The 14,449-nt window shown below is 41.2% G+C and carries 10 protein-coding genes; 9 read left to right on the top strand and 1 reads right to left on the bottom strand.

The genetic code is table 11. From position 1 onward, the window contains the following. The 9 genes from GJU39_RS04310 to GJU39_RS04270 all read left to right on the top strand — a co-directional run bounded on the left by GJU39_RS04310 (nt 1) and on the right by GJU39_RS04270 (nt 13,597). Nucleotides 1-1,932 carry a glycoside hydrolase family 88 protein gene (locus tag GJU39_RS04310; RefSeq protein WP_154279469.1) on the top strand — a complete coding sequence of 644 codons (1,932 nt, stop codon included), beginning with the start codon at nt 1-3 and terminating at the stop codon, nt 1,930-1,932. An 807-nt stretch (nt 1,933-2,739) separates the two neighbouring features. Then, nucleotides 2,740-3,753 (top strand): pectate lyase, encoded by a 1,014-nt coding sequence (gene pelA, locus GJU39_RS04305; protein ID WP_154279468.1) that lies wholly within the window; start codon nt 2,740-2,742, stop codon nt 3,751-3,753. A gap of 84 nt (nt 3,754-3,837) precedes the next feature. Beyond that, the gene (locus GJU39_RS04300) at nt 3,838-5,349 is read left to right on the top strand and encodes a tagaturonate reductase (protein ID WP_154279467.1); all 1,512 of its coding nucleotides are present in this window, start codon (nt 3,838-3,840) and stop codon (nt 5,347-5,349) included. A gap of 2 nt (nt 5,350-5,351) precedes the next feature. Continuing rightward, complete coding sequence (locus tag GJU39_RS04295; protein ID WP_154279466.1) at nt 5,352-6,998, top strand: UxaA family hydrolase; 1,647 nt, start codon at nt 5,352-5,354, stop codon at nt 6,996-6,998. 169 nt (nt 6,999-7,167) lie between these two features. Beyond that, nucleotides 7,168-8,568: a glucuronate isomerase gene (uxaC, locus tag GJU39_RS04290; RefSeq protein ID WP_154279465.1), complete on the top strand. Its 1,401-nt coding sequence runs from the start codon at nt 7,168-7,170 to the stop codon at nt 8,566-8,568. 134 nt (nt 8,569-8,702) lie between these two features. Beyond that, complete coding sequence (locus GJU39_RS04285; RefSeq protein ID WP_154279464.1) at nt 8,703-9,758, top strand: sugar kinase; 1,056 nt, start codon at nt 8,703-8,705, stop codon at nt 9,756-9,758. Next, on the top strand, nt 9,751-10,413 hold the full coding sequence (locus GJU39_RS04280) for a bifunctional 4-hydroxy-2-oxoglutarate aldolase/2-dehydro-3-deoxy-phosphogluconate aldolase (RefSeq protein WP_154279463.1): 663 nt from the start codon (nt 9,751-9,753) through the stop codon (nt 10,411-10,413). Before GJU39_RS04285 ends, GJU39_RS04280 begins: the two co-directional genes overlap by 8 nt. Nucleotides 10,414-10,432: 19 nt before the next feature. Beyond that, nucleotides 10,433-11,872 carry an MFS transporter gene (locus tag GJU39_RS04275; RefSeq protein ID WP_154279462.1) on the top strand — a complete coding sequence of 480 codons (1,440 nt, stop codon included), beginning with the start codon at nt 10,433-10,435 and terminating at the stop codon, nt 11,870-11,872. 99 nt (nt 11,873-11,971) lie between these two features. Beyond that, nucleotides 11,972-13,597, top strand: coding sequence for an NADP-dependent glyceraldehyde-3-phosphate dehydrogenase (locus tag GJU39_RS04270; RefSeq protein ID WP_154279461.1), 1,626 nt, complete (start codon nt 11,972-11,974; stop codon nt 13,595-13,597). A gap of 633 nt (nt 13,598-14,230) precedes the next feature. On the opposite strand, the gene GJU39_RS23510 is transcribed toward GJU39_RS04270, so the two are convergent. Then, nucleotides 14,231-14,449: hypothetical protein (locus tag GJU39_RS23510; RefSeq protein ID WP_209437586.1), on the bottom strand; the 219-nt coding region annotated here is incomplete at its 5' end.

Here is a 14,449-nt window from a genome sequence, read left to right as displayed (position 1 = left end):
ATGAAGAGATCAATTTTATACACCGCAATTGCATGTCTGGGATTATCGACATTAAGCCTTACAGGTTTTGCGCAAAAGAAACTTTCAGAGCAGTTAACCTTAACCGCAATGGAAAAATTATTCCAGGATACAACAGCCTTAAAAAGTGCTAAAGGTCCAAAATGGACTTACGATATGGGTGTTGTGCTGGAAGGTGCTGCTGCCGTTTGGCGCAACACCGGAGATGGTAAATATTTCAAATACATCCAATCTTCTATGGATGCCTATTTAGATAAAGAAGGAAATATCAGTACCTATAAACCAGAAGATTTTAATATCGATAACATTAAAAACGGTCGGTCACTTTTGCTTTTGTATAAGGTAACAGGGCAGCAGAAATATCTTTTGGCTGCAAATAAGCTTTATGATCAATTACAGAACCAGCCGCGTACTAAAGAGGGTGGGTTTTGGCATAAGAAAATTTATCCAAACCAGATGTGGCTGGATGGATTGTACATGGGCGAGCCATTTTACGCTGAATATGCGAAACTGATGAAAAAGGATGCCGCTTTTGATGATATCGCCAATCAGTTTATCTGGATGGAAAAAAATGCACGCGATCCGAAAACAGGTTTATTATACCATGGCTACGATGAAAGCAGGGCAGAAAAGTGGGCAGATCCAAAAACTGGTTTATCGCCGCATTTCTGGGGCAGGGCAATGGGCTGGTACATCATGGCTTTGGTTGATGTGTTGGATAACTTCCCGGAAAATCATCCAAAAAGAAAAGAATTAATTGCTATTTTAAACCGCACGGCAACTGCTACCCTGAAGTATCAGGATGCAAAATCTGGCGTATGGTATGATATTTTGGATTTGGCAACCAAAAAAGGCAACTATCTGGAAAGTTCTGCATCGAGCATGTTTGTTTATGGCTTAGCCAAAGGCGTTCGTAAAGGCTGGTTACCACAGTCTTTTACCGCGGCAGCAAAGAAAGGTTATGCTGGTTTAAAGAAAGAATTTATCGAAAAAGCTGGTGATGAACGGGTGAATCTTACTAAAACAGTTTCCGTTTCAGGCTTGGGGGGGAAACCAAAATACCGCGATGGCAGCTTCGAATATTACATCAGCGAAAAGGTAATTACAAACGATCCGAAAGGGGTTGGTGCTTTTATCTGTGCATCATCAGAAATGGAAATTGCTGCCTTGCCTAAAACTGGAAAAGGCTTAACCGTAACTGTTGATAATTTCTTCAATAACGAGTACATGACCGGCCCAACGGGGGATAAAATTCCATTTCATTACCTGTGGGATGAAGATGACAATAATGGCTTTTCATTGCTTGGAAAAGTATTTAATGATGCAGGTGTAAAAACTTCTACCTTAAAATCTGCGCCAACTGCTGCAAACCTTAAGGGAAGTAACGTTTACATCATCGTAGATCCGGATACGGAAAAGGAAACAGCGAATCCTAATTTCATGAATGCTGAACACGCTAAACAAGTGAGTGAATGGGTTAAAGCCGGCGGTGTTTTAGTGTTGTTGCTTAATGATGTGGGCAATTGTGAGCTAACGAAATTTAATGTTTTGCCAGAATCTTTCGGAATTAAATTTAATGAGGATAGCCGTAACCGGGTTCAGGGTGCAAATTTTGAACAGGGCGCAATTAAAATTCCAGCAGGAAATTCAATTTTCAAAACAGCCAAAAAGGTTTATATCAAAGAGATTTCCACCATTGTAGCTAAAGCACCTGCAGTTTCTGCACTAAGTGAAGGTGGTGATGTGGTTATCGCGACAGCAAAATATGGTAAAGGAACGGTATTCGCAGTTGGCGATCCGTGGTTTTACAACGAGTATATCGATGGAAGAAAATTGCCTGCAGAATTCGAAAACTTTAAAGCAACGAATGATTTGGTGAACTGGTTGATTAAGCAAGTGCCAGTTAAGAAATAAAGTTTGCCACGGAAATACAGAAGACACGGAAAAAAAAGTGGAATTAAAACTTCCGTGCAAATCCGGGTCTGGGTGGCAAGAAAAAGAATAGTTTGCCACGGAAATACAGAAGACACGGAAAAAGTGGAATTAAAACTTCCATGCAAATCCGGGTCTGGGTGGCAAGAAAAAGAATAGTTTGCCACGGAATACAGAAGACCCGGAAAAGTGGAATTAAAACTTCCGTGCAAATCCGGGTCTGGGTGGCAAGAAAAAGAATAGTTTGCCACGGAAGCACAGAAGACACGGAAAAAAAGTGGAATTAAAACTTCCGTGCAAATCCGGGTCTGGGTGGCAAGAAAAAGAATAGTTTGCCACGGAAATAGAGAAGACACGGAAAAAGTGGAATTAAAACTTCCGTACAAATCCGGGTCTGGGTGGCAAGAAAAAGAATAGTTTGCCACGGAAATACAGAAGACCCGGAAAAGTGGAATTAAAACTTCCGTGCAAATCCGGGTCTGGGTGGCAAGAAATAGAATAGTTTGCCACGGAAGCACAGAAGACACGGAAAAAGTGAAATTAAAACTTCCGTGCAAATCAAGGTCTGTGTGGCAAGAAAAAGAATAGTTTGCCACGGAAATACAGAAGACACGGAAAAAGTGGAATTAAAACTTCCGTGCAAATCCGGGTTTCCGTGGCAAGAAAAGAAATAGTTTTAGATCAAAACGTTTATCCGTAGGAATGGAAGTGAAAATCAAGACTGGCAAAATGAACACTACAATTGTGTTTATCTGTGTGCATCATGGTTAATTTAAACTAACAAACAAAATGAGAATTAAATTATTATTAACTGTTTTCTGTTGCATGCTCATGGCATCTTGTTATGCGCAAAAGCCAACTGATTCTGCCGCAGAAAAGATGTTGGTTTACCAGCTCGGCAACGGCGGCTGGCCGAAGCAATTAGGAGATAAGAGTGTGGTAAATTATGATGCCACTTTAACGCCGCAACTGCGTGCGAAAATAAAGGCTACTGAAGATAAGCATGCTACTTTCGATAATAAAGCAACCAGCAGAGAAGTGGTTTATATAGTAAAAGCGTATAAGAAAACCCAAAACAAGGCCTATTTAAGTGCTGCAGAAAAAGGCCTTGATTATATTTTAAAAGCACAATATGAGAATGGCGGATGGCCGCAATATTATCCCGATCAATCTCTTTATCGCTCAGAAATTACTTACAATGATGATGCCATGGTGAACCTTTTGAACATTTTGCAGGACATTGCCAATGGAAGAAATGATTTCGAAGTGGTGAACCCAAAATATCTTCCGAAAGTGGAGAAAGCCATTGAAAAAGGAACCGACTGCATTATAAAAACACAGGTAAAGCAAAATGGTACATTAACCATTTGGGCGGCTCAATATGATAAAGATTCGATGTTGCCGGCAAAAGCAAGGGCCTTCGAACCAGCTTCTTTAGCAACCAGCGAATCAGTAGGCATTATTCGTTTTCTGATGGGCATTAAAAATCCATCACCAGAAGTTAAAAAATCCATCTCTGCTGCAGTGAAATGGTTCGATACCTACAAAATTAAAGGTTATCGTTTCGATAGGGAAAAGGGTAAAACGGCAGCATTAGTGCCTGATGAAACGAGCATGGCCTGGGCCAGGTTTTATGATCTGGATAAGAACTGTCCGGTTTTTGGAGATCGGGATAATACTATAAAGTCCAAACTGGAAGAGTTAAGTCCCGAACGAAGAAGCGGCTATGCCTGGTATGGCAATTGGGGTCAGAAAGTAATTGAAAAGGAATATCCGAAGTGGTTAGTAACCAACGGAAAATAAAAATAAAGTTTTACTCAGCATGATCAGATGCGGCAAGCGCACGTTGCTTGTGTCAAATCTGGCCATAATGGAAATCGTAAGAACATGATTTTAAACAAAGAAAATTTAAAAAACATTAGCGGAGATAAGGTGCTTAAACCAACTGCTGAAATGCTGGAGTTGCCAGAGAAGGTAATCCAATTTGGAACCGGCGTTTTATTACGCGGCCTGCCAGATTATTTTATTGACAAAGCAAATCACCAGGGCATTTTTAATGGCAGAATTGTAGTGGTAAAAACAACTTCTAAAGCCGGCGTAGATGATTTTGCTGATCAGGATAATTTGTACACACTTTGTGTTAAAGGCATTGAAGATGGTATAGAAGTTGAAGAGAACCTCATCAATTCTTCCATCAGCCGCGTATTATCTGCCACATCTGAGTGGGCTGAGATTTTAAAAACGGCACACCAGCCAGAAATGAAAGTGGTTATTTCGAATACCACAGAAGTAGGCATCGTAAAAAGTGAAGATAAAGTTACCGATAGTCCGCCGCAATCTTACCCGGGTAAGCTTTTAGCTTTCTTATATGAGCGTTACCAGGCATTTGGCGGATCGGATGACAGCGGAATGGTAATCGTTCCTACAGAATTAATCAGCGATAATGCCGATAAATTAAAAGAGATTGTATTGGACCTGGCCATCCAGAACAAACTGGGTTGGGATTTCGAAAACTGGTTAAGAACAGCGAATCATTTCTGTAAAACCTTAGTTGATAGAATTGTTCCGGGAAGACTTCCGACGGCAGCGCAACAAGCGATTGAAACTGAATTGGGCTACAGCGATGGGCTGATGATTATGGCAGAACCTTTCAGGCTTTGGGCAATTGAATCGGCAAGTGAAAAAGTAAAAGAAGTTTTATCATTCGTTAACGCGGATAAAGGCGTATTCATTGTTCCGTCAATTGATAAATTTAAAGAACTAAAACTTCGGTTACTCAACGGAACGCATACCATCAACTGCGGATTAGCCATTTTAGCCGGTTTTCACACCGTGAAAGAAGCCATGGCCGATCAGGAATTTTCTAACCATGTGTTAAAACTGATGCAGGAAGAAATTGCGCCGGTGGTAGAAAACGAAGATATTACCAAAGAAGAAGCCATCACCTTTGCCAAAAGTGTAATTGATCGGTTCAGTAATCCGTTTTTAGAGCACCAATGGCATGCCATTACCTTGAACTATACGCAGAAATTACAGATGCGCAACATGCCGCTCATTAGAAAATATTATGCTTTAAAAAATGAAGTTCCTCAACTTACTGCCCTGGGGGTTGCGGCTTACATCGTTTTTATGAACGTAACCAAAGATGGAGAAAACTATGTTTCAACCGTAAATGGTAAAACTTTCCCGGCCCAGGATGAATTTGCAGAGGTGCTTTATCAATATTGGCAAACCCCGGAAACCGTTGTGGATAGCACCTTAGGTGACAGACGTCTTTGGGATAAAAATTTAAACAATTATCCAGGTTTCAACGCAGCTGTTAAAGGTTACGTGGAGCAATTACAAAGTAAGGGAGCAAAAGAAACTTTAAGTAACTTGCACTCAGAAAGAACAATTTAAAAATGGTTACTAGAATATTAAAAATCCATCCGAATGATAACGTGCTCGTTGCCTTACAAAATTTAACGAAAGGCGAAACGGTTATCTATGATGGTCACGAATATGTTTTGCAGGATGACATCCAGGCAAAACACAAATTCTTTATGCAGGATATGAATGCCGGCGATCATATTATGATGTATGGCGTTTTGGTAGGGAAAGCCCAGCATTTTATCCTTAAGGGTGGATTGATGGATACGGAGAACACTAAACATGCTTCCGATCCATACGAATTCAGGCCTTACCACTATGAGTGGCATGCGCCTGATGTTTCAAAATTTGCAGACAGAACGTTTAACGGTTATATCCGTAACGATGGTCGGGTGGGAACCGCAAATTATTGGTTGTTTATTCCAACCGTTTTTTGCGAAAACCGTAACCTGGATGTAATCAGAGAAGCTTTACACAATGAATTGGGCTATGCAGTAACCGATAAATACAAATCTTATGCACATCACCTGGTAGAGGCTTACAAAAGCGGTGAAGATTTAGCAGAAGCTGATACCAGTGCTATCGGACAGTCAAATCCTGCTGCCAACCGCATTTTTAAAAATGTAGATGGGATAAAATTTTTAAATCATCAGGGTGGATGCGGCGGTACCCGTCAGGATGCCGCAGTATTAAGCAAATTATTAGCAGCCTATGCCGATCATCCAAATGTGGCAGGCGTTACCGTTTTAAGTTTGGGCTGCCAGAATTTACAGGTTCAGGATTTTGTGGATGACTTGAAACACCGTTCCCCAAATTTCGATAAACCGTTGTTTATTTTCGAACAGCAACAATCGCAAAGCGAAGAACAACTGGTAAAAGAAGCCATCAGAAAAACCTTTATTGGCTTAACTGAAATTAATAAAATTGAACGTCAGCCGGCGCCTTTAAGCAAATTGGTTTTAGGTGTGAAATGTGGTGGAAGCGATGGCTTCAGCGGCATTAGTGCAAACCCTGCTGTTGGTTATACTTCAGATTTATTGGTGGCCCTGGGTGGAACAGTGCTTTTAGCCGAATTTCCAGAACTTTGTGGCGCTGAGCAACAATTAATTGATCGTACGAAAGATGAAACTGCGGCACGTAAATTCATTCAGTTGATGACAGCTTATAACCAGGCTGCAGAAAATGTGGGTTCTGGATTTTTCATGAATCCATCACCAGGAAATATTAAAGATGGTTTAATTACCGATGCAATTAAAAGTACCGGCGCTGCTAAAAAAGGTGGAACATCACCGGTGGAAGATGTACTGGATTACACCGAACCGGCTACAAAACCCGGATTAAACCTGGTTTGTACTCCTGGTAATGATGTCGAAGCAACAACTGGTAAAGCAGCAGCCGGCGCAACCTTAATCTTATTCACCACCGGTTTAGGCACGCCAACCGGAAACCCGGTTTGCCCGACCATTAAAGTATCTACCAATAATGCACTGACAAAACGCATGGGCGATATCATTGATATCAACTGCGGACCAGTAATAGAAGGCGAAAAAACCATCGAAGAAATGGGTGAGGATATTCTGGAATATTGCATTAAAGCCGCCAGTGGTGAAGTAATTCCGAAAGCAGTATTGTTGAATCAGGATGACTTTATTCCATGGAAAAGAGGGGTTAGTCTTTAGTTTGGAGTCTTTAGTCTGGAGTCGACAGTACATAGTCTTGGGTGAAGAGTGCTAGACATGAAGACGAATTAGAAAAAATAAATCCCGGTCTGTGGAAACACAGGCCACTAAATTAAAATATTAACAGATCAATTCTTTTACAAGTAACGATCTAAAACTCATTTAAAAAATGAAATCTTTCTTAGACGAAAATTTTCTTTTGCAAAGCAAAACGGCTGAAAAGCTTTACCATGATTTTGCAAAATCGTTACCCATTATTGATTATCACAACCACCTGATCCCGGAACAGATTGCCAACAATACGCAATTTGAAAACATTACTCAGGTTTGGTTAGCAGGCGATCACTACAAATGGAGAGCCATGCGTGCCAACGGGGTTGATGAAAAGTACATTACTGGTGATGCTTCAGACTTTGAAAAATTTGAGAAATGGGCAGAAACCGTTCCTTTTACTTTACGCAATCCGCTATACCATTGGACACATTTAGAACTGCAGCGTTATTTTGGCATCACCGACATTTTATCGGGTAAAACTGCCCGTAAAATTTACGATGAGTGTTCTGCAAAACTCCAAACGCCAGAATATTCGGTTCGTGGTTTATTAGCAAAAATGAATGTAGAAGCGGTTTGTACTACGGATGATCCGTTAGATACTTTGAACTTTCATCAGCAGCTGGCTAAAGAAGGGGTAGCTTTAAAAATGCTGCCTGCTTTCCGTCCGGATAAGGCAATGAACAGTGATGATGTGGCTGGCTTAAATGAGTATATTGATAAACTGGAAGGTGTTGCCGGTCAAACGATCAGCAATTTTCAGGATTATATTACTGCACTGAAGAGCCGTCATGATTACTTTGCAGCCAACGGATGTTCCGTTTCTGATCATGGTTTGGAGCAAATTTATGCGGAAGATTATACCGATCAGGAAATTACTTCCATTTTCGATAAAATCAGAACTAAACAGGATATCTCTTACGAGGAAAATCTGAAATTTAAATCAGCCATGCTGATCTGTTTTGCAGAGTGGGATCATGAAAAAGGCTGGGTGCAACAATATCACTTAGGTGCTTTACGAAATAACAACGCGCGGATGTTGCGTCAGCTTGGACCAGATACCGGATGGGATTCGATAGGTGATTTTTCTCAGGCCAGAATGCTTTCCAAATTCTTAAACCGTTTAGATAATCAGGATAAACTGGCAAAAACCATTATTTATAACCTGAACCCGGCAGATAATGAATTAATTGCAACCATGATCGGAAACTTCAATGATGGTTCTGTAGCTGGGAAAGTTCAGTTTGGCTCTGCCTGGTGGTTTTTAGATCAGAAAGACGGGATGATTAAACAGTTAAATGCCTTATCAAATATGGGGCTTTTGAGCCGCCTGGTAGGCATGTTGACCGATTCCCGTAGCTTCCTTTCCTTTCCCCGCCATGAATATTTCCGCAGAATAGTGTGTAACCTTTTTGGTGAAGACATGGAAAACGGCGAGTTGCCTGATGATTTGGAATGGGTGGGCAAAATAGTGCAGGATATTTCGTACTTTAACGCAAAAAATTACTTTACATTTTAATTAAACAGGCCTGTGTGCTGGTTTGTGTTGACTAAATATTGATCCTTAAACTAATCAAATTTATTGCTTCACAAATTAACTAAATCGATGAGGAGTGTATGCACGAATCATAACGAACCCGATCAAACAAAAAAATGAGTGACCAAATATCATCCTTAGCAAAAAAGGGAGAAAAAATTTTAAGTTTTGGAGAAATCCTTTTGCGCATTTGTCCGGATATGGATGGACAGTGGCTAAAGGAAAATAAGCTGCCTTTTTATGTTGGCGGAGCAGAACTCAACGTAGCAACCGCTTTGGCGTTGTGGGATGTGCCTTCTGCTTATCTATCGGCCATGCCAGAAAATTCAGTTACTGAAGAGATTGTTGGTTATCTGAAAGAAAGAAAGATCGATACCACACCAATGGTTTTTCATGGCGATCGTTTGGGTTTATACTACCTTCCGAAGGGAAAAGATTTAAAAAATGCCGGCGTCATTTACGATAGAGCAAACTCCTCTTATGCCTGTTTAAAAGTTGGCCAGATTAACTGGGATGAAGTTTTTGAGGGGGTTACCTGGTTTCACTTCAGTGCCATTTGCCCGGCAATTAATCAAGCTATTGCAGATGTTTGCCTGGAAGCATTAACAGTGGCAACCCAAAAAAACATCACCATTTCTTTAGATTTAAATTACAGGGCTAAACTCTGGAAATACGGTAAGGACCCCATTGATATCCTCCCTGAACTGGCTAAATATTGCACCCTGATTATGGGCAACGTTTGGGCAGCACAAAAAATGTTAGGCACTGCGCTTCACGAAGATTTATTGCCGACAGAAGGTTATGCAAAGGAAACGTTGCTGCAACAGGCAACTGATACCTCCAAAGAAATATTAGGGTTGTTTCCGGCGTGTAAAGCGGTGGCCAATACCTTTCGTTTCGATCATGGAAAAGGAATCAGGTATTATACTGCCATTTACAGCAATGATGAATTAACCGTTTCTCCGGAATATGTTTCTGAAGAGATTTTAGATAAGGTAGGCAGTGGCGATTGTTTTATGGCCGGGTTGATTTACGGCTTTTACAACCAGCTTCCAGTGGCCGAAACCTTAAATTTTGCCACTGCAGCAGCTTACGATAAATTATACATTCCGAGCGATGCCACCACCAGCACCGTAGCGGATATTGAAAAAAGAATTATACATCATGATTAGTAACAAGCACAAGATTTTAGATGCCATTTTAGAACAAGGCATGCTGCCCCTTTTTTACCAGGACAGCGAAGCAGGAAGTGTAGAAATCTTACGTACCCTGTATAAAGCCGGAGTTCGGGTTTTCGAATATACCAACCGGGGTAAATCAGCTTTGCCGAACTTCAAAAAGTTAAAAGAAATCAGAGATGCAGAAATGCCTGATCTTTATCTGGGTATCGGAACGATCAAAACCCCGGCAGATGCAAATGCATTTATCGAAGCGGGAACAGATTTTATTGTTGCACCAATCGTTAATCCTGCAGTTGCAGAAATTGCCAACAAAATTGGCATGCTTTGGATTCCGGGGTGTATGACGCCAACTGAAATCAGTGTAGCGCAGGAACATAAGGCAATGTTGATTAAAATTTTCCCGGCTAATATTTTAGGTCCGGAGTTTATTTCATCTATAAAAGACCTGTTTGCAGGGCAGCTATTTATGCCGACAGGGGGCGTGGAAATTAATGCTGATAATTTAAAGACCTGGTTTAAATCTGGAGTTTGTGCGGTTGGTATGGGAAGCAAACTGATCAGTAAAGATGTGATGAGTAAAGGCCTGTACGACGAACTTTTCGAAAACACTCAACTCGCACTCCACCTGATTCAACAAAGCAAGTAACTAACCACAATAACCTGAAATGAGCCAAGTCAAACCAAGCAAATACAGATGGACCATATGTTTACTTCTGTTTCTTGCAACCACTATAAATTATTTAGACAGACAGGTGTTATCACTCACCTGGACAGATTTTATCAAGCCAGAATTTCATTGGGATAATAACGATTATGGGAATATAACCGCATTATTTTCGATTTTCTATGCCATATCTATGCTTTTTGCTGGTCGTTTGGTAGATAAACTTGATACCAAAAAAGGCTTTTTATGGGCCATTGGTGTATGGTCTGTTGGGGCTTGTTTACATGCTTTTTGTGGTATTGCAACTGCTGGAATTACCACCGGCAACTGGTTTGTCAGTTTTGAAGGAGCGAAAGATATTATTGAAGGCATCAACAATACCGGAATGGTTGTGTCGGTAAGTGTAACCCTGTTTATTTTTGCACGCTTTGTTTTAGCAGTAGGGGAGGCGGGTAATTTTCCTGCAGCGATTAAGGCTACGGCAGAATATTTCCCTAAAAAAGACAGGGCTTTCGCCACGAGTATTTTCAATGCTGGTGCCACGGTGGGTGCACTTGCCGCGCCAATTACCATTCCATTTATCGCAAAGGCTTACGGATGGGAAATGTCTTTTATCATTATTGGTGCTTTAGGTTTTGTATGGATGGGCCTTTGGGTTTTCGTTTATAACAAACCCGAATTACATAAAAGGGTAAGTGCAGAAGAACTGGCTTACATTCAGCAGGATGTTATTGCCGACCGTAAACTGGCTGATTATGTTGAAGAAACCAAAGAAAAAGTTTCGTTTATAGATTGTTTTAAATACAAACAAACCTGGGCTTTTGCCTTTGGTAAGTTTATGACAGATGGGGTTTGGTGGTTCTTTTTGTTCTGGACACCGGCTTATCTGAAATCTGTTTACAATATGGATTCTACCCAGAGCGCATTGCCATTATTTGTACTTTACATGATCACCTTACTTTCTATTATCGGTGGATGGTTACCAACCTATTTCGTTGAAAAAAAAGGTATGAATCCTTACGAAGGCAGGATGAGGGCGATGTTAATTTTTGCATTTTTTCCGCTATTAGCCTTAGCAGCACAACCGCTGGGCCACATTACTTACTGGATTCCGGTAATTATTATCGGTATAGCGGGTGCAGCACACCAGGCATGGTCGGCAAATATTTTTTCAACCGTGGGCGATATGTTTCCTAAAAAAGCAATCGCTACCATCACCGGTATCGGTGGTATGGCTGGGGGGATCGGATCTTTCATCATCAATAAAGGATCTGGCGTATTGTTTGATTATACCGGCAAAAACAAAATCGTTTTCATGGGCTTTAAAGGTGAAGAAGCTGGTTATTTTATCATCTTCTCTATCTGTGCAGTTTGCTACTTAATCGGCTGGACAGTGATGAAAACATTGGTTCCAAAATATAAAGTGATTGAACTGAAATAATTTTAAGCCGGATCCTGCTAAAAGATCCAGCTTTAAAACACCAAAAATCTATACTTACCCCATAGATTTATAATTGCAAACCTAACACCCAGACTAAAATTGAACACAACATTAAACCTCGAAAGTATTTTCGTTGAAGAAAGCCAGATTCCTGATGAATTTAGGCTGGCGGAAGAAATCGATCAAAAAGAATTTCTTTCTAACGGGGAGATGAAAACCTGGAGCGGACCTTTTAACGAAGTTTTTTCTCCGGTTTGCGTTAAAACTCCCGAAGGTTACAAACGAAAACGGATTGGAAGCTTTCCGGTTTGTACCGAGAAAGAATCAACTGAAGCATTAGATGCTGCCGTTGCTGCCTATGATAACGGCCGCGGACAATGGCCAACCATGAGCGTAGCTGACCGCATTACCTGCGTAGAAAATTTCACGCATAAAATGTTAGTGCAAAAGGAAATTGTTGCTAAACTTATTATGTGGGAAATCGGTAAATCTTATGCCGATTCTGTGAAAGAATTCGACCGGACAGTGGAGTATATCTATGCTACTATTGATGCGCTGAAGGATATCGACAGGCAATCATCGCGTTTTGAAATTGAGCAAGGTATTGTGGCGCAAGTTCGTCGCTCGCCACTAGGTGTGGTGCTTTGTATGGGCCCGTTTAACTATCCGTTAAATGAAACTTTTACAACGTTGATTCCCGCTTTGATTATGGGCAATACGCTTTTATTCAAACCACCTAAACATGGTACGTTATTGCATTATCCTTTGCTTGAAGCTTTCCGTTCCAGTTTTCCAAAGGGAGTAGTGAATACCATTTATGGCCGTGGAAATTCGATTGTACCCGGGTTAATGAAATCTGGAAAAATTAACGTGCTTACTTTAATTGGTTCGAGTAAGGTAGCAAATGAACTTAAAAAGCTGCACCCGAAAGTAAACCGTTTGCGGGCAATTTTAGGTTTGGATGCTAAAAATGCAGCCATTATTACGAAAGATGCAGATTTAGATCTGGCTGTTTCTGAAACGGTGCTGGGTGCATTATCTTTCAACGGACAGCGTTGTACTGCGATTAAAATCGTTTATGTTCACCGCAGTTTGGCTCAGGAGTTTTTAAAGCGCTTATCTGCAGAAGTGGAGAAACTGAAATTTGGAATGCCATGGGAAAAAGGGGTGAACCTTACGCCGCTTCCGGAGCTTAATAAACCAGAATACCTGAAAGAGTGTATTGATGATGCGACTGCTCATGGTGCTAAAGTGGTGAACCAGAACGGCGGACAAACCTTCGAAACCTTTGTGTACCCGGCGATTGTTTACCCGGTAAACAGCAACATGAAATTGTATCGTGAAGAACAGTTTGGTCCGATTGTTCCGGTGGTTCCGTTTGATGACCTTGAAGAGCCTATTGAGTATTTAATCGGTTCGCCACACGGGCAGCAGGTAAGTATTTTTAGTAACAATGCAGCGGTTATTTCTTCACTGATTGATCCTCTGGTGAACCAGGTGAGCAGGGTGAATATCAATTGCCAATGTCAGCGCGGACCTGATGCTTTCCCTTTTACAGGTAGAAAAGACAGTGCCGAAGGCACACTTTCTGTGGTGGATGCCTTGCGTTCGTTCTCTATCCGTTCGCTGGTAGCAACGAAGTTTACTGATGATAATAAAAAGTTATTAAATGAAATTGTGAATGGAAATGATTCTAATTTCCTGAGTACGAAATATATTTTTTAATGCCTCTCTTGTTAAGCCGCAGGTTCGCAGATTCAAATCTGTGGATTTGCGGTTTTTTAGCAGTATCATCCTTGCGAATTGAAGCAAATCTATCCAGTGGAGGCTTATTAATTATTTGGCCGCTGCGCTGGCTTGGTTTCGGCTCGCCGCCGCCGGAGGGGCTCTAAACTTTTTCTTGATAAAAAGTTTAACAAAAATCAAGGCTTGGATCTGATGTTGGATAAGCGCGTCGAAAACTGATTTCGGCAGCACAAGTACCGATGAAGAATCGGCAAGTGTGCGCTGCCTTGGTTGGGTGAGGGGGTGAAAGTTGGTGGGGGTGGTTTTCAACTGCTTTTCCTTCCATCATCTCCTATGCCGGAGAGCAGGGTGGCAATAGCGGGGTGCAGATAGCGGGGTGTTAATAGCGGAGTGCCGTCAGTAAATCGTCCTTATGCGAAAAATCGTCCTTTAGATTTGTATTGGTCTATGAATTATAGATAATTATTATTTTAGGCTTGGTAAGATTAAAGAGATTACCTAAGCGGTAGCGGCACATTATTACTTCATTGCGAGAAGGCACGACGAAGCAATCTGTTTGTAGATTCTTCAATGACGGTTTCCGCGAAGAAGACGACGATTTTAATCCATTATTCAGGCCAGGAAATTTGGAAGCAATAAGCCGTGCAATCTTTTCACTCTCTTTCCCCTAACACTAGCAAGGTGATTTTTAGACCCGATTTTTCTTCGGGGTGTCCAGTGAGGCGTAGAAAAGTTGGGAGTTGGGAGTTGAGAATTTGCCACGGATGGACACAGATAAACACGGATCAGGGCCGCTACCCGTTGTTGGTGGCTATTTCCGGTATAGCAAGG

The organism is Pedobacter petrophilus (genome assembly GCF_009674725.1).
GTDB lineage: Bacteria > Bacteroidota > Bacteroidia > Sphingobacteriales > Sphingobacteriaceae > Pedobacter > Pedobacter petrophilus.
This window is presented reverse-complemented; position numbering and strand designations above follow the sequence as displayed.

What these genes read in the sequence shown, in the direction of transcription:
- GJU39_RS04285 (WP_154279464.1), top strand. Translation starts at nt 8,703, where the DNA reads ATGAGTGACCAAATATCATCCTTAGCAAAAAAGGGAGAAAAAATTTTA.
- GJU39_RS04275 (WP_154279462.1), top strand. Translation starts at nt 10,433, where the DNA reads ATGAGCCAAGTCAAACCAAGCAAATACAGATGGACCATATGTTTACTT.
- GJU39_RS04310 (WP_154279469.1), top strand. Translation starts at nt 1, where the DNA reads ATGAAGAGATCAATTTTATACACCGCAATTGCATGTCTGGGATTATCG.
- GJU39_RS04295 (WP_154279466.1), top strand. Translation starts at nt 5,352, where the DNA reads ATGGTTACTAGAATATTAAAAATCCATCCGAATGATAACGTGCTCGTT.
- GJU39_RS04300 (WP_154279467.1), top strand. Translation starts at nt 3,838, where the DNA reads ATGATTTTAAACAAAGAAAATTTAAAAAACATTAGCGGAGATAAGGTG.
- uxaC (WP_154279465.1), top strand. Translation starts at nt 7,168, where the DNA reads ATGAAATCTTTCTTAGACGAAAATTTTCTTTTGCAAAGCAAAACGGCT.
- pelA (WP_154279468.1), top strand. Translation starts at nt 2,740, where the DNA reads ATGAGAATTAAATTATTATTAACTGTTTTCTGTTGCATGCTCATGGCA.
- GJU39_RS04280 (WP_154279463.1), top strand. Translation starts at nt 9,751, where the DNA reads ATGATTAGTAACAAGCACAAGATTTTAGATGCCATTTTAGAACAAGGC.